38 protein-coding genes are annotated in these 23261 nt (G+C 56.0%); 12 read left to right on the forward strand and 26 right to left on the reverse strand.

Features of this window, described 5'->3' with window-relative positions:
• Window positions 1-145: 145 nt before the first annotated feature.
• Entirely contained in the window at window positions 146-1213 is a 1068-nt protein-coding gene (locus tag AC2FLD_RS19495; protein ID WP_496673065.1) for a DUF1214 domain-containing protein, read from the reverse strand.
• Window positions 1214-1559: 346 nt separating this feature from the next.
• On the opposite strand from AC2FLD_RS19495, the gene rpsJ reads away from it, so the two are divergent.
• From rpsJ to AC2FLD_RS19515, 4 genes are read left to right on the forward strand one after another with little or no spacing between them, the layout of a single operon-like run.
• Complete coding sequence (gene rpsJ, locus AC2FLD_RS19500; RefSeq protein ID WP_008756422.1) at window positions 1560-1874, forward strand: 30S ribosomal protein S10; 315 nt, start codon at window positions 1560-1562, stop codon at window positions 1872-1874.
• A gap of 18 nt (window positions 1875-1892) precedes the next feature.
• Window positions 1893-2618: a 50S ribosomal protein L3 gene (gene rplC / locus AC2FLD_RS19505; RefSeq protein WP_298853839.1), complete on the forward strand. Its 726-nt coding sequence runs from the start codon at window positions 1893-1895 to the stop codon at window positions 2616-2618.
• Window positions 2615-3232, forward strand: a complete 618-nt coding sequence (gene rplD / locus AC2FLD_RS19510; protein WP_008756644.1) for a 50S ribosomal protein L4 — start codon at window positions 2615-2617, stop codon at window positions 3230-3232. The genes rplC and rplD overlap by 4 nt, the downstream gene beginning before the upstream one ends.
• Window positions 3229-3525: a 50S ribosomal protein L23 gene (locus tag AC2FLD_RS19515; RefSeq protein ID WP_008757532.1), complete on the forward strand. Its 297-nt coding sequence runs from the start codon at window positions 3229-3231 to the stop codon at window positions 3523-3525. The genes rplD and AC2FLD_RS19515 overlap by 4 nt, the downstream gene beginning before the upstream one ends.
• A 544-nt stretch (window positions 3526-4069) precedes the next feature.
• On the opposite strand, the gene AC2FLD_RS19520 is transcribed toward AC2FLD_RS19515, so the two are convergent.
• The 3 genes from AC2FLD_RS19520 to AC2FLD_RS19530 all read right to left on the reverse strand — a co-directional run bounded on the left by AC2FLD_RS19520 (window position 4070) and on the right by AC2FLD_RS19530 (window position 5301).
• Window positions 4070-4282 (reverse strand): DUF1127 domain-containing protein, encoded by a 213-nt coding sequence (locus AC2FLD_RS19520; RefSeq protein WP_050605827.1) that lies wholly within the window; start codon window positions 4280-4282, stop codon window positions 4070-4072.
• A 179-nt stretch (window positions 4283-4461) separates the two neighbouring features.
• Window positions 4462-4911, reverse strand: coding sequence for a hypothetical protein (locus AC2FLD_RS19525; RefSeq protein WP_496673068.1), 450 nt, complete (start codon window positions 4909-4911; stop codon window positions 4462-4464).
• A gap of 21 nt (window positions 4912-4932) precedes the next feature.
• The gene (locus AC2FLD_RS19530) at window positions 4933-5301 is read right to left on the reverse strand and encodes an antibiotic biosynthesis monooxygenase family protein (protein ID WP_496673071.1); all 369 of its coding nucleotides are present in this window, start codon (window positions 5299-5301) and stop codon (window positions 4933-4935) included.
• A 77-nt stretch (window positions 5302-5378) separates the two neighbouring features.
• Between AC2FLD_RS19530 and AC2FLD_RS19535 the strand changes: the two genes are divergently transcribed.
• The gene (locus tag AC2FLD_RS19535) at window positions 5379-5834 is read left to right on the forward strand and encodes a MarR family winged helix-turn-helix transcriptional regulator (protein ID WP_496673073.1); all 456 of its coding nucleotides are present in this window, start codon (window positions 5379-5381) and stop codon (window positions 5832-5834) included.
• A 79-nt stretch (window positions 5835-5913) separates the two neighbouring features.
• On the opposite strand, the gene rpmD is transcribed toward AC2FLD_RS19535, so the two are convergent.
• The 11 genes from rpmD to rpmC form a co-directional block, all read right to left on the reverse strand.
• A complete protein-coding gene (gene rpmD, locus AC2FLD_RS19540) occupies window positions 5914-6102 on the reverse strand; it encodes a 50S ribosomal protein L30 (RefSeq protein ID WP_050605831.1) in 189 nt (62 codons plus the stop codon).
• 12 nt (window positions 6103-6114) lie between these two features.
• Window positions 6115-6684, reverse strand: a complete 570-nt coding sequence (gene rpsE / locus AC2FLD_RS19545) for a 30S ribosomal protein S5 (RefSeq protein ID WP_050605832.1) — start codon at window positions 6682-6684, stop codon at window positions 6115-6117.
• Window positions 6685-6858: 174 nt separating this feature from the next.
• Window positions 6859-7218, reverse strand: a complete 360-nt coding sequence (gene rplR / locus AC2FLD_RS19550) for a 50S ribosomal protein L18 (protein ID WP_010437103.1) — start codon at window positions 7216-7218, stop codon at window positions 6859-6861.
• Window positions 7219-7229: 11 nt separating this feature from the next.
• Complete coding sequence (gene rplF / locus AC2FLD_RS19555; RefSeq protein WP_050605833.1) at window positions 7230-7763, reverse strand: 50S ribosomal protein L6; 534 nt, start codon at window positions 7761-7763, stop codon at window positions 7230-7232.
• A gap of 11 nt (window positions 7764-7774) precedes the next feature.
• The gene (gene rpsH, locus AC2FLD_RS19560) at window positions 7775-8167 is read right to left on the reverse strand and encodes a 30S ribosomal protein S8 (protein ID WP_008757119.1); all 393 of its coding nucleotides are present in this window, start codon (window positions 8165-8167) and stop codon (window positions 7775-7777) included.
• A 13-nt stretch (window positions 8168-8180) separates the two neighbouring features.
• Window positions 8181-8486 (reverse strand): 30S ribosomal protein S14, encoded by a 306-nt coding sequence (rpsN, locus tag AC2FLD_RS19565; protein WP_010437098.1) that lies wholly within the window; start codon window positions 8484-8486, stop codon window positions 8181-8183.
• Window positions 8487-8505: 19 nt separating this feature from the next.
• On the reverse strand, window positions 8506-9066 hold the full coding sequence (gene rplE, locus AC2FLD_RS19570; protein WP_050605834.1) for a 50S ribosomal protein L5: 561 nt from the start codon (window positions 9064-9066) through the stop codon (window positions 8506-8508).
• Complete coding sequence (gene rplX / locus AC2FLD_RS19575) at window positions 9059-9370, reverse strand: 50S ribosomal protein L24 (RefSeq protein WP_050605835.1); 312 nt, start codon at window positions 9368-9370, stop codon at window positions 9059-9061. Before rplX ends, rplE begins: the two co-directional genes overlap by 8 nt.
• Before the next feature lie 2 nt (window positions 9371-9372).
• Window positions 9373-9741 carry a 50S ribosomal protein L14 gene (gene rplN, locus AC2FLD_RS19580; protein WP_039523372.1) on the reverse strand — a complete coding sequence of 123 codons (369 nt, stop codon included), beginning with the start codon at window positions 9739-9741 and terminating at the stop codon, window positions 9373-9375.
• Between the two features lie 75 nt (window positions 9742-9816).
• Entirely contained in the window at window positions 9817-10047 is a 231-nt protein-coding gene (gene rpsQ, locus AC2FLD_RS19585; protein ID WP_039538279.1) for a 30S ribosomal protein S17, read from the reverse strand.
• A gap of 4 nt (window positions 10048-10051) precedes the next feature.
• On the reverse strand, window positions 10052-10258 hold the full coding sequence (rpmC, locus tag AC2FLD_RS19590; protein WP_050605836.1) for a 50S ribosomal protein L29: 207 nt from the start codon (window positions 10256-10258) through the stop codon (window positions 10052-10054).
• A 372-nt stretch (window positions 10259-10630) separates the two neighbouring features.
• Between rpmC and AC2FLD_RS19595 the strand changes: the two genes are divergently transcribed.
• Entirely contained in the window at window positions 10631-10960 is a 330-nt protein-coding gene (locus AC2FLD_RS19595; RefSeq protein WP_496673076.1) for a hypothetical protein, read from the forward strand.
• A gap of 68 nt (window positions 10961-11028) precedes the next feature.
• Here the strand turns inward: AC2FLD_RS19595 and AC2FLD_RS19600 are convergent, their stop codons facing one another.
• The 11 genes from AC2FLD_RS19600 to AC2FLD_RS19650 form a co-directional block, all read right to left on the reverse strand.
• Window positions 11029-11235: a cold-shock protein gene (locus AC2FLD_RS19600; RefSeq protein ID WP_050605838.1), complete on the reverse strand. Its 207-nt coding sequence runs from the start codon at window positions 11233-11235 to the stop codon at window positions 11029-11031.
• A 205-nt stretch (window positions 11236-11440) separates the two neighbouring features.
• Complete coding sequence (locus AC2FLD_RS19605) at window positions 11441-12061, reverse strand: 2OG-Fe(II) oxygenase family protein (RefSeq protein WP_050605904.1); 621 nt, start codon at window positions 12059-12061, stop codon at window positions 11441-11443.
• A 40-nt stretch (window positions 12062-12101) separates the two neighbouring features.
• Window positions 12102-12650: an amino acid synthesis family protein gene (locus AC2FLD_RS19610; protein ID WP_496673079.1), complete on the reverse strand. Its 549-nt coding sequence runs from the start codon at window positions 12648-12650 to the stop codon at window positions 12102-12104.
• A gap of 159 nt (window positions 12651-12809) precedes the next feature.
• Window positions 12810-13223, reverse strand: a complete 414-nt coding sequence (gene rplP / locus AC2FLD_RS19615; RefSeq protein ID WP_496673082.1) for a 50S ribosomal protein L16 — start codon at window positions 13221-13223, stop codon at window positions 12810-12812.
• Between the two features lie 12 nt (window positions 13224-13235).
• Entirely contained in the window at window positions 13236-13946 is a 711-nt protein-coding gene (gene rpsC, locus AC2FLD_RS19620; protein WP_050605841.1) for a 30S ribosomal protein S3, read from the reverse strand.
• Window positions 13946-14326 carry a 50S ribosomal protein L22 gene (rplV, locus tag AC2FLD_RS19625; RefSeq protein WP_050605842.1) on the reverse strand — a complete coding sequence of 127 codons (381 nt, stop codon included), beginning with the start codon at window positions 14324-14326 and terminating at the stop codon, window positions 13946-13948. Before rplV ends, rpsC begins: the two co-directional genes overlap by 1 nt.
• Before the next feature lie 3 nt (window positions 14327-14329).
• Entirely contained in the window at window positions 14330-14608 is a 279-nt protein-coding gene (gene rpsS / locus AC2FLD_RS19630) for a 30S ribosomal protein S19 (RefSeq protein WP_010437056.1), read from the reverse strand.
• Window positions 14609-14611: 3 nt separating this feature from the next.
• Window positions 14612-15454, reverse strand: a complete 843-nt coding sequence (rplB, locus tag AC2FLD_RS19635; RefSeq protein ID WP_050605843.1) for a 50S ribosomal protein L2 — start codon at window positions 15452-15454, stop codon at window positions 14612-14614.
• A 240-nt stretch (window positions 15455-15694) separates the two neighbouring features.
• Window positions 15695-16318: a hypothetical protein gene (locus AC2FLD_RS19640; protein ID WP_496673084.1), complete on the reverse strand. Its 624-nt coding sequence runs from the start codon at window positions 16316-16318 to the stop codon at window positions 15695-15697.
• 620 nt (window positions 16319-16938) lie between these two features.
• Window positions 16939-17115 (reverse strand): hypothetical protein, encoded by a 177-nt coding sequence (locus AC2FLD_RS19645; RefSeq protein WP_176797675.1) that lies wholly within the window; start codon window positions 17113-17115, stop codon window positions 16939-16941.
• Between the two features lie 78 nt (window positions 17116-17193).
• Window positions 17194-18228, reverse strand: a complete 1035-nt coding sequence (locus AC2FLD_RS19650) for a fatty acid desaturase (RefSeq protein WP_496673087.1) — start codon at window positions 18226-18228, stop codon at window positions 17194-17196.
• Window positions 18229-18545: 317 nt separating this feature from the next.
• Here AC2FLD_RS19650 and rplO point away from each other — a divergent pair, with 317 nt between their 5' ends.
• The 6 genes from rplO to AC2FLD_RS19680 all read left to right on the forward strand — a co-directional run bounded on the left by rplO (window position 18546) and on the right by AC2FLD_RS19680 (window position 23170).
• A complete protein-coding gene (gene rplO / locus AC2FLD_RS19655) occupies window positions 18546-19019 on the forward strand; it encodes a 50S ribosomal protein L15 (protein WP_496673090.1) in 474 nt (157 codons plus the stop codon).
• A 109-nt stretch (window positions 19020-19128) separates the two neighbouring features.
• Window positions 19129-20493 (forward strand): preprotein translocase subunit SecY, encoded by a 1365-nt coding sequence (secY, locus tag AC2FLD_RS19660; RefSeq protein ID WP_050605847.1) that lies wholly within the window; start codon window positions 19129-19131, stop codon window positions 20491-20493.
• Window positions 20490-21065, forward strand: coding sequence for an adenylate kinase (locus AC2FLD_RS19665; RefSeq protein ID WP_496673092.1), 576 nt, complete (start codon window positions 20490-20492; stop codon window positions 21063-21065). The genes secY and AC2FLD_RS19665 overlap by 4 nt, the downstream gene beginning before the upstream one ends.
• 201 nt (window positions 21066-21266) lie before the next feature.
• Window positions 21267-21635 (forward strand): 30S ribosomal protein S13, encoded by a 369-nt coding sequence (rpsM, locus tag AC2FLD_RS19670; RefSeq protein WP_050605849.1) that lies wholly within the window; start codon window positions 21267-21269, stop codon window positions 21633-21635.
• 14 nt (window positions 21636-21649) lie between these two features.
• Entirely contained in the window at window positions 21650-22039 is a 390-nt protein-coding gene (rpsK, locus tag AC2FLD_RS19675) for a 30S ribosomal protein S11 (protein WP_037311698.1), read from the forward strand.
• A gap of 114 nt (window positions 22040-22153) precedes the next feature.
• On the forward strand, window positions 22154-23170 hold the full coding sequence (locus tag AC2FLD_RS19680) for a DNA-directed RNA polymerase subunit alpha (protein WP_050605850.1): 1017 nt from the start codon (window positions 22154-22156) through the stop codon (window positions 23168-23170).
• The last annotated feature ends 91 nt before the right edge of the window (window positions 23171-23261 follow it).

A 23261-nucleotide genomic window follows, 5' to 3' on the forward strand; every position in this document is an offset into this window, starting at 1 on the left:
ACCGTTGGCGCCGGCGTTGTGTCGAAGATCGTAGAATAATCGATAGGCCGGGCTTCAGCCCGGCACATCGGTGAGACTAAAGAAGGCCGCTCCTTAGGGGGGGCGGCCTTTTTACATAGCAGTTTTTTGCATCAGGCCTTTGCTTTCAGTCCATGGACACCGGAACCGCCTCAGGGAAGGCCCATGTTCCATCGAGGATTTCCGGGCCAGGTTGGTACAGGCGCACCGCATAGTTCCATCCATCTGTAAGCGAGATACAGTTTATCCGTGCGTCATCGCATCCGCCAAGATGAACGGTCATGCTGCCATCGTCGTTCTCGGTGCCCGAAACAGAATTCACATTGTATACACCGGTCTCGTTTTCCTCAAAAAAGCCATCTGCATTGTAGACGCTAACGGACCAAAAGGCGTCCACTGGGACTGAGGCCGGGACATTGATTTCATATTCTCCAATAGGGCGATTGGGGTCAATTGACAGGTAAAAGGCGGATTCCTCCGGCAACCCGCCCCAGCCGAAGGCGGCTCCCAAAAAGTGGCGGATCGGGTCCACTTCGCCTTTGGCGCCAAACGTGTCCCGGCTATCAGGAATAAACCGGCTAAGTGATAGTGCAGCTTTCAAAACGTCATCAAAGCTTTCCTCGTCGTAATTTGGCACAATAAAGGGGGTTTCAGACTTGGCTTCTAGAGTGATCTTGTCTTGTAGCGCAGAAACTTGCGCGATGTCGTCGGGGTCGCTGGCGTCCACTAAAAGCCGGGCAATCATCACAACGAAAGGTGTGTCGAACGTGCCCGTGTCCAACTCATACGTTCCTGCGCCTAGAAACACCTTGTTCATATAGTGATCCTGGTTGACGATTTGTGCCGAGATGTAGCGGCCCCCTCCATCCGGCAAGGTGAGGGTTGCTCCTTCGGTGATGTCAATGACTGCCATGCTATAAAGGGTGTCCCGGTTCATGCGGATCGTGGGCTGTTGGTCAATCGGGGTAGGTTCTCGTATGTGCAGAACTTTGTTAATGCCACCTGACAGCGCAACGTATTTTCCAAATTCGATGTCTGTGGCAGCACGCACAAAGTTATCGGTTGAGACTGGAATTTCGCGACTTTCAAAGAACTTTCTAAGGTCATTTGATGCGCCTTGTTGGGCTGCGGCGTCGCTCGACAGCACCGTTAGCGTTGCGCCAAGGAACGCAGCAGTTACAACATGTTTAAGCATCGTGGTTTTCCTTTGGTCAAGAAGGACCAGGCACTTCCCCTTGGGAGTGACAGTTCGCTCCGGTCTTAGGTTATCCAAGTCAGAGTCTAGTGGCTGCGCCTTTCGTGCGTATTGAGCCAAATCAATGGCTGACCCACGGTGACAGGCAAATGCTTTGATTTCGGGCTGCCTTCCCGGAGCAGAGATGAATTTCCCCTCTTGCCAAACCCCACACACCCCTGTATTTCGCGCGAGTTCTCACTAAGAACATCAAGGCGGGGTGATTCCCGCCTTTTGGGTTCGATGAGGGTTGGCGATGCGCGCTTGTCCTCCTCTCAACCTCAACGCCTGATAAAAGGCTGCTATTATGCAAAGCCAAAATATCCGTATTCGGCTGAAGGCATTTGACTATCGCGTTCTGGATGCCAGCACGCAAGAGATCGTCAACACTGCCAAGCGGACCGGCGCGAACGTGCGTGGCCCGATCCCGCTGCCGAACAAGATCGAGAAGTTCACGGTTCTCCGTGGCCCTCACGTTGACAAGAAATCCCGCGACCAGTTCGAGATCCGTACGCACAAGCGTCTGCTCGACATCGTTGATCCGACCCCCCAGACCGTTGATGCGCTGATGAAGCTCGACCTCGCTGCTGGTGTGGACGTCGAGATCAAGCTGCAGTCGTAAGATCGGAGGGTATAGATTATGCGCTCTGGTATTATCGCAAAAAAAGTAGGCATGACCCGCCTGTTCATGGAAGACGGCAAGCAGATCCCTGTGACCGTTCTTCACCTGGACAACCTGCAGGTCGTTGCACAGCGCACCGATGACAAAGACGGCTACACCGCCGTTCAGCTGGGTGCCGGTGCTGCCAAGGCAAAACGCACCTCGAAGGCCATGCGCGGTCACTATGCCGCTGCCAAGGTCGAGCCCAAGCGTAAGCTGGCCGAGTTCCGCGTCTCTGCTGATGGCCTGATCGAAGTGGGCGCCGAGATTTCGGCAGAACACTTCCTGGAAGGTCAGAAGGTTGACGTTTCGGGCACCTCGATCGGTAAAGGCTTTGCCGGTGCAATGAAGCGCCACAACTTCGGTGGTCTGCGCGCCTCGCACGGTGTTTCGATCAGCCACCGTTCGCACGGCTCAACGGGTCAGTGTCAGGACCCGGGCAAGGTGTTCAAAGGCAAGAAGATGGCCGGTCACATGGGTGCTGCCCGTGTAACCACCCAGAACCTGGAAGTCGTCAAAACCGACGCCGACCGTGGTCTGGTCTTCATCAAAGGCGCCGTTCCCGGACCGAAATCGGGCTGGGTCACCGTCAAGGACGCCGTCAAGAAGAAAGCACCGGAAGGCCTGCCTTTCCCGGCTGCTGTGAAATCGGCTGCAACTGAAGCACCTGCGGAAGAAGCTCCCGCGGAAGGTGGTGAAGCATGAAACTTGATGTAATCAAACTGGACGGCGGCAAAGCCGGCGACATCGAGCTGAACGCCGATCTGTTCGGCCTGGAGCCGCGCGCGGACATCCTGCACCGTGTGGTCCGTTGGCAGCGCAACAACGCGCAGGCTGGCACCCACAAGGTCAAGACCCGCTCGGAAACCAGCTACTCGACCAAGAAGATCTATCGCCAGAAGGGCACCGGCGGCGCACGCCATGGTGACCGTAACGCGCCGATCTTCCGTGGTGGTGGTATCTATAAAGGTCCGGTCGTGCGTTCGCATGGTCATGACCTGCCGAAGAAGTTCCGCAAGCTTGGTCTGCGCCACGCACTGTCGGCGAAAGCCAAGGCAGGTGAACTGGTTGTGATCGAAAACGCCGAAGCCGAAGGTAAGACCGCCGCTCTGGCCAAACAGGTTGCAAACCTGGGCTGGAAACGCGCTCTGGTCATCGACGGCGCGACCGTGAACGAAGGGTTCCTGAAAGCGTCCAAGAACATCGAAGGTCTGGATATCCTGCCGTCGATGGGCGCAAACGTCTATGACATCCTCAAGCGTGACACCCTGGTGCTCACCAAAGCGGCTGTCGAAGCACTGGAGGCTCGTCTGAAATGAGCGCGAAGGCAGAACACTACGACGTGATCCGCAAGCCGATCATCACCGAAAAGTCGACCATGGCGTCCGAAAATGGCGCGGTTGTCTTTGAAGTGGCGATCGACAGCAACAAGCCGCAGATCAAAGAGGCCGTTGAGGCGCTGTTTGGTGTGAAGGTCAAAGCGGTGAACACCACCGTGACCAAAGGCAAGGTCAAGCGGTTCCGCGGCCAGCTGGGCCGTCGGAAAGACGTCAAAAAAGCATATGTGACCCTGGAAGAGGGTAACACCATCGACGTAAGCACCGGTCTCTGATCCGACGCTTACTGCGACTATTCACGGCCTCGGCGGTTCAACCCGCCGGGGCCGATTTCGTTTCAGGTACTGGAACCGGATTGAATGCTGCCCAGGACGATTCAAGCGGGCTGTGGCTGGACGGTTTGAAATGAGAAGGATCTGAACCGCCTGTGAGAGGCCGCAGTAGGGCCGCAGGTCGTTGGATCAAACCTTCCTCAGGTGACGGTAGTATTCTGCGTCGTGTGTCGCGTTTAAGGACGCTCGCGCTTGCCCCATGGATCGTGGTGAAAAAACTGATTGGCGCAGCCCAGGTTTCTGCCGAGATTGTTTCTTCGTAGTGTTTCCCAAGTGCTGCAGGGCCGCTTCGCAGCTTCAATGGAACCATTGCGTTGATTTTGGCGTCGTAGGGCGACGAAATGGTTGGATCCGGGAAAGAGGCGTGCTGCACATGTTTTAGCCCTCACAGCGCTCCTGAAAGCCCTGTGTGCCAGGCGGGAGTCTATTTCAGAAAACAGAAAAGGCGCCGAATGGCGCCTTTGAGCTGGTTTGCAGGTTTTTGCGGTTACGAGCAGTATACGTGCCGGTGCGCAATGTCTGCGATGTCGCAACGGCGGACGCCAATGTCATCCAATTCGCGGTTGCTCAGGTGCTGCAACTCGGAATAGGTGCGCTGATACTCAGCGGCACGTGCACGCGCCGTTTTGATCCGTGCGATCATGTCCGCGATCCGGGTGCCGAAGTTGAAGCCGGTATTTGTCAGTGTTGCGGTTGTCATTTCTATGTTCCTTTCTCTAATCAGGGCGAATTCCCTGACGTTTCCTTGTGTGCTCCTTATTTGGACAAAGCTGAGATAGGTGTGTTCGGTATCGCTAACAACGGAACTTTTGGTCTAGCCGATATGCATCTATTGAATAGCTGTACACGTTGCCGTCCCGTCGCAATCACATGCTGCATTCATTTCTTCCGCGCACTTCTTTTGCGGGCAGTCATCGCCCGACCGTCACGAATGCTAAGCCCCATCAGCGTCAGATTGGTTGCACCAGCAATCAGTTCGACGATCTGTACAGTATAGAAGCTGGTGTCAAAGGAGCCAGCGTTTGCCTTTGCGCTGAGGTAGATGGCGGCCGGAACCAGGATGAGCAACCCGTTCATCGCTATGATCGGCATCCGCTTCTTCTTGGCAAGCGCTGGCGCATCTTTGCGGCGGCGCCCAAGGGACATGCCGGACGCGCCGACAATTATCATAGCAGGCACCAGAACAAAGAGACCGCTGACGATCATGGACTTTACAGCAGCGACAGTCGCATGGGTTGCAAACAACTCGCTGTACAGGGTGGATGTCCAGAATACGAGGATTGTAAGAAAACCCAATACTCCGGCGATGGGGTGAATTGCTCTTAACATGTGACTACTCCGGTTTTCGTTTCAGGCGGTGCAGTGGTTTTCGACTGCGAGTTTTCGAAGAAGATGTGGCCGGGCTACTGCGCTTGATGGATAGTCCGCAATCCGACGCTGAAACTCAGGATGAGTGAACGCGTCGCGAAAGCTCTGTACGTCTTGCCAAATCGCGTAGTTCACGAAGGTCGAACTGCCCGCGATGCCCTGATGGAGTTGGGTCGAAATATATCCCGGCTGAGACTTCATGAAGTCTGCATCATGCGCCCATGCCCGAAGCAGCGCCGCTTCGTCTTCGGCGTCCACCGTAAACAGGTTGATCAGCACCACCGGTCCTTCCACGGTCTGCATCTGATCTGCCAGCGTGACGATATTGTCCATCTCTTCGATACGAGCCATTTCGATTCCTTTCGATTCCACTATATAGCAAGCTATATAATATTGCATAGCATGCTGTTCAAGAGTAAATCTAGAGCATGAAATTCGAAAAAGAGACCTCGGCCGGATATCTGGTCAATCACATGGCGCGATTGTTCGCGAAGGAATTGCAACACCGCATCGCACCCTTAGGCATCGTTGTCGGCCAGTTCCCGATCTTGCTGGAGCTTTGGCTGAAAGACGGTGTGACGCAAAAGGATCTGCTGGGCAAAATCGATGTCGAGCAGGCGACCCTCGCCAACACGCTCAACCGAATGGAACGTGACGGCTTGATCAAGAGAACAAAGAATCCCACTGATGCCAGGGCTCAATTGATCTGGTTGACCGAGAAAGCCGCTGCACTTCGAGACAACGCCTATGAGGCAGCTCAGAACGTGAATACTGATGCGCTGCGGGTTTTGAGCGTAGCTGAGCGCGCGCAATTCATGGACTATATGCGTCGGACAATCGACGGAATGCGTTCAGGTTCAACTGACGCCGCTTCGTCCGAGTAATGAGGCCAACAAGACCTATCAATGACAAAACGCCCCCGAATTGTTCGGAGGCGTTTGTAGTTCTTCGAAGGTATCGCGCTTAACCGCGCTCTTCGACGATCTCTACCAGATGCGGGATCTTGCGGATCATGCCGCGGACCGAAGGAGTATCCTCCAGCTCACGGGTTTTGTGCATCTTGTTCAGGCCCAGACCGATCAGGGTCGCGCGCTGTTCAGCGGGGCGGCGGATCGGCGAGCCGATCTGCTTTACGACGATGGTTTTTGCCATGGGTCGCTCTCCTTATGCTTCTGCTTCAGCAGCTGCCGGTGCTTCGTCCCGCTTGGGCAGGATGTCAGCAACCTTTTTGCCACGACGCTGTGCGACCGAACGCGGGCTCTGCTCTTTCTGCAGGCCGTTGATGGTGGCACGGATCATGTTGTACGGGTTCTGCGAGCCCAGCGACTTGGATACAACGTCCTTAACGCCCAGCATTTCGAACACGGCACGCATCGGACCACCGGCGATGATACCAGTACCTTCAGGTGCTGTGCGCATAACCACTTTACCGGCGCCGTGACGGCCCTCGATGTCGTGGTGCAGGGTCCGACCTTCGCGCAGCTGAACGCGGATCATCTGACGTTTGGCTTGTTCAGTTGCCTTGCGGATGGCCTCAGGTACTTCTTTCGCTTTACCCTTGCCAAAGCCGACGCGGCCTTTCTGATCGCCTACGACCACCAGAGCGGCGAAGCCAAAGCGCTTACCACCTTTTACGGTTTTCGACACACGGTTGATCGCAACCAGACGATCTGCGAATTCCGGAGTTTCATCGCGGTCACGACCACGGCCCCGGCGGTTATCACGTTCTGCCATTTGGCATCCCTTTTCTCATGTGGCGCATACGGCGCCGTTTACTTCAATCCAAGTGAGCCCCGACTACTGCCGAGGCCCCCGGATCGTCGGGGCGGATCGAAACCCGCCCTCAATCTTTGGCATTGCGCATCTTGACCCGAAAATCGGTTTCCACTTTTCGGGATGCGCTTAGTCTTAGATCTTCAGACCACCTTCACGCGCAGCGTCGGCGACAGCCTTCACTTTGCCGTGGAACAGGAAGCCGCCACGATCGAAATAGGCCTCTTCGACGCCTGCCTTTTTGGCACGCTCGGCGATGGCCGCGCCCACTTTGGTGGCCGCTTCGACGTTGTTCTTGCCAACAACACCCAGATCTTTTTCCAGGGTCGAGGCCGAGGCCAGGGTCACGCCACGCACGTCGTCGATCAGCTGAACAGAGATGTTCTTGTTCGAACGGTGTACGGACAGACGCGGACGACCCGCGTTGACCTTGCGAAGTTTGTTCCGAACGCGCAGGCGGCGCTTCAGAAACAGGGTTCTTTTGCTGTTTGCCATTGTTTGCGTCCTTACTTCTTCTTGCCTTCCTTGCGGAAGATGAACTCGCCCTTATAGCGGATGCCCTTGCCTTTGTACGGCTCGGGACGGCGCCACTCGCGGATTTTGGCCGCGGTTTCGCCCACTTGCTGCTGGTCGATACCTTCCACAACGATCTCGGTCTGCTTCGGTGCGGTGATGGTGACACCTTCCGGAGCAGTGAAATCAACATCGTGGCTGTAGCCAAGATTCAGCTTCAGGGTGTTGCCCTGCATCTGAGCCCGGTAACCAACACCCTGGATCTCCAGCTCTTTTTTGAAGCCCTGGGTCACACCGGTTACCAGGTTGGCAACCATGGTGCGGCTCATGCCCCACTGCTGGCGGGCACGTTTGGACATGCCACGGGGGTTGATCTGCACAACGTTGTCTTCAACCGACAGCGTTACATCATCAGTCGCGGTGAAGCTGCGGGTGCCTTTCGGACCTTTGACTTCGATGGTCTGACCCGACACAGAGGCGGTTACGCCGCTGGGCAGCTCGACCGGTTTTTTACCAATACGAGACATTGCAGACCTCCTTAGAAGACGGTGCAGAGCACTTCGCCACCAACATTGTTGGAGCGAGCGTTCTGGTCCGACATCACACCTTTCGGAGTGCTGACAATCGACACGCCCAGACCCTGACGGACCTGCGGGATGTCATTGACGCCCATGTATACGCGACGACCGGGCTTCGAGACCCGCTTCAGTTCGCGAATGACAGGGGTGCCTTCGTAGTATTTCAGGCTGATTTCGATGGCCGGATGACCGTTTTCTCCGGTCGTCGCTTCGTAGCCACGGATATAACCTTCGTCCGCCAGCACGTCCAGAACCCAACCACGCAGCTTGGAAGCTGGGGTGGAAACGGTGGACTTGCCGCGCATTTGCGCGTTGCGGATACGGGTGAGCATATCGCCGATAGGATCATTCATATCTATGTCTCCCTTACCAGCTCGATTTCACCATGCCGGGGATCTGACCAGCAGAACCCAGCTCGCGCAGCGCGATACGGCTGACCTTCAGCTTACGGTAGTAAGCGTGAGGACGACCGGTCAGCTGACAACGGTTGTGCAGACGAGTAGCCGAGCTGTTGCGCGGCAGTTTCGCCAGTTTCAGACGCGCTTTGAAACGCTCTTCCATCGGCTTGCTCTCGTCATTCGCGATTTCTTTCAGCTCGGCACGCTTTGCGGCATATTTGGCCACCAGGCGTTCGCGCTTCTTCTCGCGTTCGATCATTGCTTTTTTAGCCATGTCTCAATCCTCCCGGCGCTTACGCGTTGAACGGCATGTTGAAAGCTTTCAACAATGCCTTTGCTTCAGCGTCGGTTTTCGCTGTGGTGGCAATTACGATATCCAGGCCCCAGACCTCGTCGACCTTGTCGAAGTCGATTTCCGGGAACACGATGTGCTCTTTCATGCCCATGGCAAAGTTGCCCTGACCATCGAAAGAAGGCTTAACACCGCGGAAGTCACGAACGCGCGGCAGCGCGATGGTGATCAGACGATCCAGGAATTCGTACATCCGGTCACCGCGCAGGGTCACTTTCGTGCCCAGCGGCATGTCTTCACGGACGCGGAATCCCGCGATCGACTTCTTCGCCTTGGTTGCAACGGCCTTTTGACCGGCAATCGCAGTCAGATCCTCGACAGCAGCTTTCGCTTTCTTCGAGTCTTTGACGGCTTCAGCACCACAACCGATGTTCAGAACGATTTTTTCCAGCTTGGGCAGCTGCATGTCGTTCTTGTATCCGAACTCTTCTTTCAGAGCGGCACGGATGGTTTCGGCGTACTGAGCTTTCAGACGCGGGGTGTAGGTTGCGTTATCAAGCATCGATCACGTCCCCTGTGGTCTTGGCGAAGCGGACCTTCTTGTCACCTTCCAGGCGGAAGCCAACGCGGGTTGCTTTGCCGTTCTTGTCCAGCAGTGCCAGGTTCGACAGCTCGATCGGGTTTGCCTGAGGCAGGCGACCACCTTGCGAGTTTTGCGACTGACGGGTGTGGCGGATGGCGATATTGATGCCATCAACAACAGCTTTACCGGCTTTCGGGTCAACCGAGGTGATAGTCCCCTCTTTGCCCTTGTCCTTGCCGGCCAGCACGACGACCTTGTCGCCTTTGCGGAGTTTAGCAGCCATGATTACAGCACCTCCGGAGCCAGCGAGATGATTTTCATGAAGTTCTTGCCGCGCAGTTCGCGAACAACGGGGCCAAAGATACGGGTACCGATCGGCTCATTGTTGTTGTTCAGGATGACGGCGGCGTTGCGATCGAAACGGATCGCGGTGCCGTCTTCGCGACGGACTTCCTTGGCGGTGCGTACGACGACGGCCTTGCGGACGTCACCTTTCTTTACGCGGCCGCGTGGGATGGCTTCCTTCACCGAGACGACAATGATGTCGCCGACGGAGGCGTATTTACGCTTGGAACCACCCAGGACCTTGATGCACTGAACTCGGCGTGCGCCGGAGTTGTCAGCGACATCCAGATTGGTCTGCATCTGGATCATGTGGTTTCTCCCGACCTGTGGGGGCTGGTCTTGTTAAATCCCCCAGGGTTTCGACAAATGAAAAATCCCGGAAGCTTACGCTTCCAGAACTTCCCAACGTTTCGTCTTCGATTTCGGCGCGCATTCGATGATGCGTACGGTGTCACCGACCTTGAAGGCGTTCTTTTCGTCGTGAGCCCTGTATTTCTTGGACTTACGAACGGTTTTGTGCAGCAGCGGGTGCTTGAAACGGCGTTCAACCGAAACAGTCACGGTTTGCTCGTTGGCGTCGCTGGTTACGATTCCGGACAGGATACGCTTGGGCATCTGATTACTCCTCGGATGCCGCGGCAGCGGCCTTTTCGTTCAGAATGGTTTTGACGCGGGCAGCATTACGGCGGGCCGCTTTGATGCCGGCATTGTTTTCCAGCTGACCGGTTGCCTGTTGAAAGCGCAGGTTAAAGCTTTCTTTCTTCAGGTTGGCCAGTTCCTCGCGGAGCTGGTCCGGGGTCTTGTCACGCAGTTCTTGGGCGTTCATCGCCTTTTTCCTTTGCTCAATACACCAGAAGGCCCCGAACTCGGGTCACCTTTGACCTGGTGGATGAATGATAGACATACGAATCCCCCGACTCAGCCGGGGGACCGCAAGATGCTGCTCTATAGGGGTTTCAGGGGTGGGTGGCAAGGGAAAGATTGCACACTCATTCTGTATGAGTGTTTCGCTCTGAAATCGAAGTTTCAAATCGTTGGTAGTTTTCCAGAAGCTTTGGTCAGATCTACCCGCGATTCTCAAACTGTTGGCCTTTGAACGTATGCCGATCTATCATCATCGTCTGATTTTAGTGAATGTTTAACGATGAGGTGCCTTATGCAAGGTTCCAAATTATCGATTTTTGCATTTACAATGTTGATGTCTGCATCCCTCGCGACGGCTGCGCCCGACGGAAAATGGACCCTGACCATCAATTCCAGCCGACCCTGGCAGATGGATATCGCCGTCAACAACAACACACCACAGGTTCTTGCGGCTCATGGAATTACGCCAGAAGGCATCGAGGTTCGAAAAGTCACAGACGATCGGCTGCAATTCGATGCAACGATCTCCAAACAGGGCAGCTGTTCATCGGGAAGCGTGATGAAGTTTGACCTCAAATTCAAAAAAGGGGCCTACAGATCCGGCTCCGTGAATGGCAACTGCATCGGGTTCCCAAAGTTTCGCGCTCGAGTGTCTGGCAAGTAATCTGCAAAATGCAAAACGCGGCCTCGTTTGCACGAGACCGCGTCTTCAACTGTCTAAGTCTGAGTGACTTACGCCAGAGCGATGTTCACAGCCGACTCGCGACCGTCACGGCCGGGCTCGATGTCGAATGTTACTTTCTGGTCGTCGGCCAGGCCGGTCAGACCCGAGCGCTCAACAGCAGAGATGTGTACAAACACGTCTTTGCCACCGGACTCCGGTGCGATGAAGCCAAAACCTTTAGTTGTGTTGAACCATTTTACGGTGCCATTGGCCATATCCGTAGTCTCCTAGTATATTGCTGTCCGCGGGATTGCGACAGCGCGGCGTTGTCGGTCTGGATCGAGAGACTGAACGCCGAATAATCGGGAGACAGTGGTCGAAAGAGAAAAACGAAAGCGTGCCTCACATCGTTGATGTGGCGGCACATTGCAAGGACTTTTTGCATTTAATCTTGAATTGTGATCGTGACAGACGGCCGCGTCAGTCCCACTTATAGTTAAAGCTCACGCTGATCCGCTCATCTTCCGCCATGTTCATCGGCACCTCGTGGCGCAACCAGCTTTCCCAAAGCAGGACGTCGCCCACCTGTGGTTTCATGTAGATGAACGGCTGCAAATCGCGCCGTCCACCCTTGAGCCGCGTTGGTGCGGCCATCATGCGGCCCGAGCGGGGGTCTTCCAGTTTCAGCGCGCTGGCCCCTTCAGGCATCGCCACATAGGTCGTGCCCGAGATCACGCTGTGCGGGTGCAGGTGGCTGGAGTGCATTCCGCCCTCGGGCAGGATGTTGATCCACAGATCTTCCAGTTTCAGTTCACCTTCGCCCAGATCAAACTCCAGATCCTTGGCAAAGGCCGCCACGTGCTGATCAAGCACCTTCACCAGATCGGCAAAGATCGGGAACCGCCAGGGCAGGTCGGTCAGCGACGCATAGCTGGTGTAGCCGGGATAACCGTTTTCTTCACACCAATCCTGACCGGCCTCGTCATCTTCGGCGATGACAAGGCAGGAATTTTCCAGCTCCTCCGCGTCGATCTTGGGACCGAATTCGGACAAAGCAGCGCGATAGAGACGGGTAACGAAGAGTGATTCAATCTGTGCCATGGGCCGGGCATACCCCAGTGTTTTCGGCAAGACCAGCCGTTTAGCTTTTGACGGGCCCTTTGCCACAGCGCGGGATCGGGCGGCCGCCATCGGCATAGGCAAGGCACAGCACGATCTCATCCGGTTTTGGCGCGTCAGGGATGTTCAACGTCATCGTGTCGAAATGGTCGAACGACCAGGGATTGTCCTTGTGCCCAAGAGGCAGATCAATCGCGCAACCCGGTGAGCCCAACTTGGCGTTCGAGGGGATCACCGCCTCTCCTCCGCCCGCCGCCGCACGCATGGGCGCTCCGAGTTTAGGGTGGATTACTGCCCCGCCGTGTTCAAGATCACCATTCACGCCAACGATCGCTGCTTTGCCGTATGAAACCGGCGTACCGTCCAGTTGCGCCGCCGCCTCGGCGGCAAGTTCCGCGCCCAAAGAACCACCGATTTCGAACAGCTCGGACAGATCCTCTGAAAACGCACCTGCCAGGGGGTTCCGGATGACGGCCATAACCGCGACGCGACTGATCGGATCACAAGGTTGCCCCAATTGATCCGAGGTCACGACTTCTTTGACAAACACCTTCTTGCGCGGCTGATCCATAAAACCCTCCCAGTCCTCAACGCAGCCTAGAAACGCTTTGGTCAAAGGTCGACTGTTTTCACCGCCATCCGGATCACCTGTGCCCACAACAACAGAAAACCCCCGCCGATTTCTCGGCGGGGGTCTATCTTGGCACGAACGGGGTTGCCCCCGGATCGCTTACCAGTCTTCGCGAACCACTATGCGGGTCTTGATCGGCAGTTTCATCGCGGCAAGGCGCAGAGCCTCGCGGGCGATCTCGTCATTGACGCCGTCGATCTCGAACATCACGCGACCGGGCTTGACCTTGCAAACCCAACGGTCCACCGAACCCTTACCTTTACCCATACGAACTTCGATCGGCTTTGCAGTGACCGGAGTGTCGGGGAAGATACGGATCCAGACACGACCCTGACGTTTCATGTGACGGGTCATGGCACGACGTGCAGCTTCGATCTGACGCGCAGTGACGCGTTCAGGCTGCAGAGCTTTCAGACCGTAAGTGCCAAAGTTCAGATCAGAGCCACCTTTGGCTTCGCCCTTGATCCGGCCTTTGTGCATCTTGCGGAATTTAGTACGCTTTGGTTGAAGCATATCTTTCCCTCCTTAGCGACGACCGCCACCAGCACCACGAGGTGCAGGGCCGTCCTGGAGTTCCTGTGCTTTACGGTCACGTGCCTGCGGATCGTGCTCCATGATCTCACCTTTGAAGATCCAGACCTTGATCCCGATGATCCCGTAGGGGGTCATCGCTTCGGCATGTGCGTAATCGATGTCGGCACGCAGAGTGTGCAGAGGCACGCGGCCTTCGCGGTACCATTCGGTCCGTGCGATTTCAGCACCGCCCAGACGGCCAGCGACGTTCACCCGGATACCCAGGGCGCCCATGCGCATGGCGTTCTGAACCGAGCGCTTCATGGCGCGACGGAACGAAACACGACGCTCCAGCTGCTGAGCGATGGACTCGGCAACCAGCTGCGCGTCAAGCTCGGGCTTGCGCACTTCGACGATGTTCAGGTGCAGTTCGCTGTCGGTCATTGCGGCCAGCTTCTTGCGCAGAACTTCGATGTCCGCACCTTTCTTGCCGATGATGACGCCAGGACGTGCGGTGTGGATCGTGACGCGGCACTTTTTGTGCGGACGTTCGATGATCACACGTGCAACACCGGCCTGCTTGCACTCTTTATTGATGAACTCACGGATCTTGATGTCTTCCAGCAGAAGATCACCGTAATCCTTGGTGTCAGCGTACCAGCGGCTGTCCCAGGTGCGGTTGACCTGAAGGCGCATGCCGATCGGATTGACTTTATGTCCCATTAGGCTTGCTCCTCAACTTGACGCACCTTGATGGTGATCTCCGAGAACGGCTTCATGATCTTGCCGAAACGGCCACGGGCCCGTGGGCGACCGCGTTTCATGATCAGGTTTTTGCCAACCCAGGCTTCGGCGACGATCAGCTCGTCAACGTCCAGGTTGTGGTTGTTCTCGGCGTTGGCGATTGCGGATTGCAGGCACTTCTTGACGTCCTGCGCGACACGCTTGTTCGAGAAAGTCAGGTCGGTCAGAGCCTTCTCGACTTTCTTGCCGCGGATCATTTGCGCAACCAGGTTCAGTTTCTGCGGGCTGGTACGAAGCATGCGGGTTTTCGCCATTGCTTCGTTTTCAGCCACGCGGCGGGGGTTCTTTTCCTTGCCCATGACTTACTTCCGCTTCGCTTTTTTGTCTGCGGCATGGCCATAATAGGTCCGGGTCGGCGAATACTCACCGAACTTCTGACCGATCATGTCTTCCGAGACGTTGACGGGGATATGCTTGTGGCCGTTGTACACACCAAAGGTCAGACCCACGAACTGGGGCAGAATGGTGGAACGACGCGACCAGATCTTGATGACTTCGTTGCGGCCCGACTCGCGCGCTGCTTCGGCTTTTTTCAGCACGTAAGCATCGACGAAAGGACCCTTCCAAACAGAGCGAGACATGGATTAACGTCCCTTCTTCTTGGCGTGCCGCGAGCGGATGATCAGCTTCTGGGACGCTTTGTTTTTGTTGCGGGTACGCTTACCCTTGGTGTCCTTACCCCAAGGCGTAACCGGTGTACGGCCACCCGAGGTACGACCTTCACCACCACCGTGCGGGTGATCGATCGGGTTCATAGCGACACCACGAACCGACGGACGCACGCCCTTGTGGCGCATACGACCGGCTTTACCGAGGTTCTGGTTGCTGTTGTCGGGGTTGGACACGGCACCAACGGTGGCCATGCATTCCTGACGGACCAGGCGCAGTTCGCCCGAGCTCAGACGGATCTGAGCGTAGCCGCCATCGCGACCAACGAACTGAGCGTAAGTACCGGCCGCACGTGCGATCTGACCGCCTTTACCAGGCTTCATCTCGATGTTGTGGACGATGGTACCGATGGGCATACCCGAGAACGGCATTGCGTTGCCCGGCTTGATGTCTGCCTTGGCCGAAGCCACGACTTTGTCACCAACAGCCAGACGCTGCGGAGCCAGGATATATGCCTGCTCGCCGTCTTCGTATTTTACCAGTGCGATGAATGCGGTCCGGTTCGGGTCATATTCGATCCGTTCGACGGTTGCCGCGACATCAAATTTGTTCCGTTTGAAGTCAACGATCCGGTAGAGACGCTTTGCGCCACCGCCGCGGCGGCGTGAAGTGATCCGTCCGGTGTTGTTCCGGCCGCCCGATTTGGTCAAACCCTCAGTGAGAGACTTGACCGGACGTCCTTTCCAAAGCTCCGAACGGTCGATCAGCACCAGCCCGCGCTGGCCCGGCGTCGTCGGCTTGTACGACTTGAGTGCCATGCTTTCTGTCTTCCGTTTAGCAAGTGCGGGGATTTCCCCGCTATGTGATAGGCCCCCGTAGGTGCCAAGGGTATAGGGCCCCGAAGGTCCCCGGTTACAAATATCAGAGGCCCCGGAACGAATCCGAGGCCGCAAGATTGGGTGCGTATAGCTGTGTTGGGGGTGGGTGTCTATAGGGGAAGTGCAAACACGATTTTCCTAAGTCGTCCATACATCTTTGCCAAAGAAGCGTGGCTATTTCTAGTCATGGGCCATTTTAGATCTGAGTTTAATCGCCGGATGAGCTTGCGGAAGAGCCTTTAGAACTGCTGAACCGCTACGGTAGGTGTTTACGGCTTTCAGCAGTGCATTCGGATTTGGCATGAAGAACTCTTCCATTGATAGCATCATCCGCCACACTTCCATTGGAACCTCAAAACTACTGCTCCCATCGTTATGGATGACCACGCCTGCGAAATATCGCTCGAGTAAACCCTTGTCTTGAAGGCTAATTGCGTGTGGTAAGTCCGGTTTCATCCAAACGGTACGGTCGTTTTCCGCAAGAGCTTTGCTGAGAATTAGCACCTCAAAGTGATCTAAATTCAGAAGTTTATTTCTGATCGACTTTTTCCGTAGGGGGGCGGTGACCAAGATCGCAAACTTCTTTAAAAATCGAATAAGCTGGGTCAATATCGATCCAGAAGCAAGAACCGCACAAATAATTGCAGCGAGCCTCATTAAAGGCAATGCCCATTCCGGTAGCCCCAAGAATACTTCAGGCCAAATGTGGTCAACAATCAGAACTACAGAAGACGCGATCAGAACAGACCAAATTACTTTTCCGCCAGCCTCAACTGCTGCTTTTATCTGTTCAACATAATTCATGGAGTGAATACGATTTGCTCTCATCAATTGGCAAAGTTCTTTCGAAAACTACTGCGGCCAAAGAAGTTGAATTCAACATGCCGAAATTTTGCTCAGGTTTACACTATGATACCTGCTTTGAAAACTAGTCAGGGCTACAATCATAAAATACTTATCTTCCAAGAAAATTCCGACCTACGGGTGCCTTTACGTCGCTCCAAAGACGGGTTGGATCGGAGACCAGTAGATACGTCGATGAAGTTGCACGCTTCCAGGGTCACAAATGCCTTTTAACGTCTTTCCACTTACCCAATTAAGCGCTGAACAAGGCCGAAGGCCGCCGCGCCAGCGACTGCCCGTCCCGGCGGGCTGGCGCTTTGGGGACGTATGCGCTTCGCCATGAGTTTGGATGTATTTGGGGCTAAAAAGCACGCTGATCATCTGTTGTGGTGCCATCCCACGGGCAGTCACTGGCGCGGCTTGCGGATAAATCTAACAAATAAACCGCTTTCGCGGAGCCATTATTCCCCTCCAAAGACGGGTTTGGTCAAAGACCTGAAGACACGTCAATGGCGCTCCCCTCTTCCAGGGTCACATTTGCTTTCCAACGTCATTCCGCTTGCCCCACCGGCCTCGCACAATCACTTCTTGTCGCGCGCGGCCTTCTCTTCTTTGGTCAGCTTGGCGTTCCAGACATTCTTGCTCAGACCCAGCTCAGCAGGCGCGGGTTTGGTTTTGCCAATGCTGACTTTGCCTCCTTTATCCAGGAACTCCTGAATAAGGGCCTCATCTGTTGTTTCTTTGGGGACATGTTTCATGAAGGTGACGCTATCCGCATCACGCGCCCGGAGCAACGGCTGCTTTCCGACAGCCCAACAGGTCGCGGAACCTAACCCTCACCCGTAAAGCGCGCGGGCCTCGGCGAAGGACAACAGGCGGCGGTTTTTCTCATCCCATAGATGCAGCCGCGCGTTGGCCAGGCTCTCGCGAATGGTCATCCGGTTGCTGTTGGCCAATTCATCATGGTCGCGCAACACTTCGGTCAGGCGGTAGAACGGAATGCGGCTGTACAGGTGGTGCACGTGGTGGATGCCGATATTGGCGGTGAACCACTGCAACACGGACGGCAATATATAATGAGAGCTTCCGTGCAGGGCCGCTTCGTGCAACTGCCAGTTCTCATCCGATTCCCAATGCGTGTCCTCGAACTGGTGCTGCACATAGAACAGCCAAACTCCGGCTGTAGCGGCAATCAGGGTTGAGGGCAGAAAGATCAGAAGTACCGGCATCAGCCCGCCAAAATAGTAGATGGCCACTAGTGCAACCAGAATCGCGACATTGGTGGCCATCGCACTGACCCAGAACCTGACGCTGTCGGTCAGACCCAGTGGAAGGCGGTTCTGAAACAGGAACAGATAGCCGGGGCCAAACACGAACAGGGTGATCGGGTTCCGATAAACCCGATACCAGAGCCGGTTCATCGGCGTTTTCGCCCGATATTCAGCCACGGTCAGTGTATGGATGTCCCCCATCCCGCGCTTGCCCAGGTTGCCGGAGCTGTTGTGGTGGGAGGAATGCGTGCGGCGCCATACATCATAAGGTGTCAGCGTCAGAACTCCGATTCCCCGCCCGACCCAGTCACTGACCGACCGGTTTTTGAAGAAAGCGCCGTGCCCGCAGTCATGCTGGATGGCAAACAGTCGCAACAGAAAAGCTGCGTTGAGCACGGAAATCGCAAAGGCCAGCCAATAGCTGACCGACAGCGACATCCAGGACAAAGCCCATAACGCGAAAAAGGGAATAATGCTGACGCCCAACTCGAACGCGCTGCGCAGCTGGTTCGGTTCGCGATATTTGGCAAGCGTTGTTACCCAGTCACGCGCGGCGGTTGTCTCCGGTTTTTCACGGAGCGAGAGAGATGGGTGAGTCATGCGCCTGCCAGTCTGGTGTCTTCAGGCAACCGGATAGACTACCACCCCGGCATGGCAAGTGGTTTCTGTCAAAGTTGATGCAATTCTTGCTCAAATAACGGTCAGAAACCGGTGAAGTCGTCATTTTGGGAACAGTTTAAAGTCTGCTTCGGGAACCTTTGACCGCACCGCAGAGCCGACGGCAATCTACAGACTTGCCAAGCCCCGCCATCGGGCCTATACGCCTGCGGTGGCTTTTTGCCATGAGAATCAAAACCAAGAAATGCCGTGTTTGGCCCATCACGCTTCGGGGTCATATCCGGCTTAGGAGAAGCGAAATGAAACTGAACGAATTGCGCGACAATCCTGGCGCCGTATCCAAACGCACTCGTGTTGGTCGTGGTCCGGGTTCCGGCAAAGGTAAAATGGGTGGCCGTGGTATCAAAGGCCAGAAATCCCGCTCGGGTGTGGCCATCAACGGCTACGAAGGCGGTCAGATGCCATTGTACCAGCGCCTGCCCAAGCGTGGCTTCAGCAAGCCGAACCGCAAGGCATTCGCCGTTATAAACCTGGGCCTGATCCAGAAGTTTGTCGAAGCTGGCAAGCTGGACGCCTCGGCCGCGATCACCGAAGACGCTCTGGTTGCGTCCGGTCTGGTCCGCCGCAAGCTGGACGGTATCCGCGTTCTGGCCAAAGGCGAAATCAGCACCAAAGTGAACCTGGAAGTGACCGGAGCTTCGAAGTCTGCCGTTGAGGCAGTTGAAAAAGCGGGCGGTTCACTGAAGGTCACAAAAGCTGCTGCGGCAGAGTAATCGCTTGTGAGCGGGCAAAGACCCGCTTACATAGACCTCAGAGTTTTCCAAGACGCCGTCCGAGCCGGAAAACGGTTCCGGGCGGCGTTTGCATAAGAGAGACCGATTTATGGTATCAGCAGCAGAACAAATGGCAGCCAACACAAGCTGGGCTGCTCTGGGCAAAGCCACCGATCTGCGCAACCGCATCCTGTTCACGCTGGGTTTGCTGATCGTCTATCGCCTGGGCACTTTTATCCCGGTGCCGGGGATCGACGGAGCAGCATTGCGCGAGTTCATGGAGCAGGCGGGGCAGGGCATCGGCGGCATGGTTTCGATGTTCACCGGCGGGGCGCTGGGGCGGATGGGTATCTTTGCCCTTGGCATCATGCCCTATATCTCGGCCTCGATCATCGTGCAGCTGCTGACATCAATGGTTCCTGCGCTTGAGCAGCTCAAGAAAGAAGGCGAGCAAGGCCGCAAGAAGATCAACCAATACACTCGGTTCGGCACCGTGGCGTTGGCCACTGTGCAGGCCTATGGTCTGGCGGTTTCACTTGAGGCTGGTGATCTGGCGACAGATCCGGGGCTGTTCTTCCGCATGTCGACCATGATTACTCTGGTTGGCGGCACCATGTTCCTGATGTGGCTGGGTGAACAGATCACCGCGCGCGGCATTGGCAACGGTATCTCTCTGATCATCTTCGTCGGCATTATTGCCGAGGTTCCGGCCGCACTGGCGCAGTTCTTTGCCTCTGGCCGGTCCGGCGCAATCAGCCCCGCGGTGATCGTTGGTGTGATCGTGATGGTCATCGCCGTGATTACCTTTGTGGTCTTTATGGAACGCGCGCTACGCAAGGTTCATATCCAGTACCCGCGCCGTCAGGCCGGTATGAAGGTATATGAGGGCGGCTCTAGCCACCTGCCGGTGAAAGTGAACCCGGCGGGCGTGATCCCGGCAATCTTTGCCAGCTCACTGCTGCTGTTGCCTGTGACGATCTCGACCTTCTCGTCGGGTGCTGCAAACGGGCCGATCATGTCGTGGCTGCTTGCCAATTTTGGTCCCGGCCAGCCGCTGTACTTGCTGTTCTTCGCGTCGATGATCGTGTTCTTTGCATATTTCTACACGTTCAACGTGGCGTTCAAACCTGATGACGTGGCGGACAACCTGAAAAAGCAAAACGGTTTTGTGCCGGGTATCCGTCCGGGCAAGAAGACCGCCGAGTATCTGGAATACGTGGTCAACCGCGTTCTGGTATTGGGCTCGGCCTACCTGGCGGCGGTCTGTCTGCTGCCTGAGATCCTTCGGGGTCAGTTTGCTATCCCGTTCTATTTCGGCGGCACCTCGGTTCTGATTATTGTCTCTGTGACCATGGACACAATCCAACAGGTACAGAGCCATCTTCTGGCGCATCAATACGAAGGGCTGATCGAAAAGTCCCAACTGCGCGGCAAAAGCAAGAAACGCGGCAGGAAGGGACCCGCTCGTCGATGAACATAATTCTTCTGGGGCCCCCGGGGGCCGGAAAAGGCACGCAAGCTCAGTATTTGGTTGAAACCCGCGGTATGGTTCAGCTGAGCACCGGAGACATGCTGCGCGAGGCAAAAACCTCGGGTACCGAAATGGGTCAGAAGGTCGCCGCGATCATGGACGCGGGCAAGCTCGTCACCGATGAGATTGTGATCGGCCTGATCGAAGAAAAGCTGATGACCGAAAAGGGTGCAGGTTTTATCTTTGATGGCTTCCCTCGTACTCTGGCGCAAGCCGATGCACTGGCGGCTTTGCTGACCAAGCTGGGTCAGTCGCTGCATACTGTGGTCGAAATGCGCGTTGATGATGAAACGCTGATCAAGCGCATCGTCAATCGTGCAGAAGAGGCGCGGGCGGCAGGCAAACCAGTTCGGGCAGACGACAATGAAGAGAGTGTGCGTATTCGCCTGATGGAGTACTACAAAAAGACCGCTCCGTTGATCGGCTACTATCATGCCAAGGGTGATCTGCGCCCGGTCAATGGTCTGGCCAGCATCGACGAAGTCAGAGCCTCGATCGAAGCCATTCTGGGCTGACTTGAGGTTGGGGCTTGACGGCCCCACTAAAACCCCATATCGACCCCCATCCCTAAAGGGAATCAAGTTTGCATGAGGGATTCGTCCCTAATGCCCCGACCACCTCGAATAATGCTGAGCCCTCTGGCGACACTGCCACGGTAAAGCGTTGTGAAAAAAGGTTCTGGAGTTACGGAACCGCAACGAAAAGGAAAGTGACACGTGGCACGTATTGCCGGCGTAAATATCCCGACTGCAAAGCGGGTACCAATCGCCCTCACATATATCACCGGTATCGGCAACACCTCGGCCAAAGCGATCTGCGAAGCCGTGGGCATTGAAGCGTCTCGTCGCGTCAACGAACTGTCCGACGCCGAAGTTCTGGCCATCCGCGAGCACATCGATGCAAACTTCACCGTTGAAGGTGACCTGCGTCGTGAAGTTCAGATGAACGTCAAGCGCTTGATGGATCTGGGCTGCTATCGCGGCCTGCGCCACCGCCGTAACCTGCCCGTTCGCGGTCAGCGTACTCACACCAACGCTCGCACTCGCAAAGGCCCCGCAAAGGCCATTGCTGGTAAGAAGAAATAAGGGGGGTCTGACTGATGGCACGCGAAAAGACTCGTACCAAGAAAAAAGAGCGCAAGAATATCGCATCGGGCGTGGCCCATGTGAATTCGACCTTCAACAACACCAAAATCCTGATCTCGGACGTGCAGGGCAACGCCATTGCATGGTCGTCAGCCGGGACGATGGGGTTCAAAGGGTCTCGTAAATCTACTCCGTATGCTGCTCAGATGGCTGCGGAAGACGCAGGCAAGAAGGCGCAGGATCACGGCGTCAAGACACTGGAAGTCGAAGTTCAGGGCCCCGGTTCGGGTCGTGAATCGGCTCTGCGCGCGCTGGCTGCAGTGGGCTTCAACATCACGTCGATCCGCGACGTGACACCGATTGCTCACAATGGCTGCCGCCCGCCGAAGCGTCGCCGCGTCTAAGCGATTTTGAATTGAGCTGGGGCTGCGTTTTTGCGCGGCCCCAGCACGTCATTTTGAACCTCGGGCGTCTGCACCTTGTTGGTCATGGGGCGCGGACAGGAATGGAGGGATTACATGATCCACAAGAATTGGGCTGAATTGATCAAGCCGACCCAGCTGGAAGCCAAGCCGGGCAACGATCCCGCACGTCAGGCGACCCTGGTTGCCGAACCGCTGGAGCGTGGTTTTGGTCTGACTTTGGGCAACGCCCTGCGCCGCGTTCTGATGAGCTCGCTGCAAGGTGCGGCCATCACCAGCGTTCAGATCGACAACGTCCTGCACGAGTTTTCCTCGGTCGCGGGCGTTCGTGAAGACGTCACCGACATCATTCTGAACCTCAAGCAAGTTGCCCTGCGAATGGAAGTCGAAGGCCCCAAGCGCCTGTCGATCAATGCCAAAGGCCCGGCAATTGTCACCGCTGGTGATATCAGCGAAAGCGCCGGCATCGAGGTTCTGAACCGCGATCATGTCATCTGCCACCTGGATGATGGCGCCGATCTGTTCATGGAACTGACCGTCAACACTGGCAAGGGCTATGTCTCGGCTGAAAAGAACAAGCCCGAAGACGCACCTATCGGCCTGATCCCGATCGATGCGATCTATTCGCCGGTCAAAAAGGTCGCCTATGACGTTCAGCCGACCCGTGAAGGTCAAGTTCTGGACTATGACAAGCTGACCCTGAAGATCGAAACCGATGGTTCGATCACGCCAGAAGACGCGCTGGCTTTTGCTGCGCGTATTCTGCAGGACCAGTTGTCGATCTTCGTCAACTTCGACGAGCCTGAATCGGCAAGCCGTCAGGACGAAGACGATGGTCTGGAATTCAACCCGCTGCTGCTGAAGAAAGTGGACGAGCTGGAACTGTCGGTCCGTTCGGCAAACTGCCTGAAGAACGACAACATCGTTTACATCGGCGATCTGATCCAGAAGACCGAAGCCGAGATGCTGCGCACTCCGAACTTCGGCCGCAAGTCGCTGAACGAGATCAAGGAAGTGCTGTCCGGCATGGGTCTGCACCTCGGCATGGATGTCGAGGACTGGCCGCCCGACAATATCGAAGATCTGGCGAAGAAATTCGAAGACGCGTTCTAAGCGCGTCTTCCCCAATGCCCGGGTTGCCGGGGAATATAAGGGCGATCTTGCCCCAAGGAGAGCCGGTGACACGCATCGCCGGCCAGACAAA

The organism is Ruegeria sp. CDSA021 (assembly GCF_059612325.1).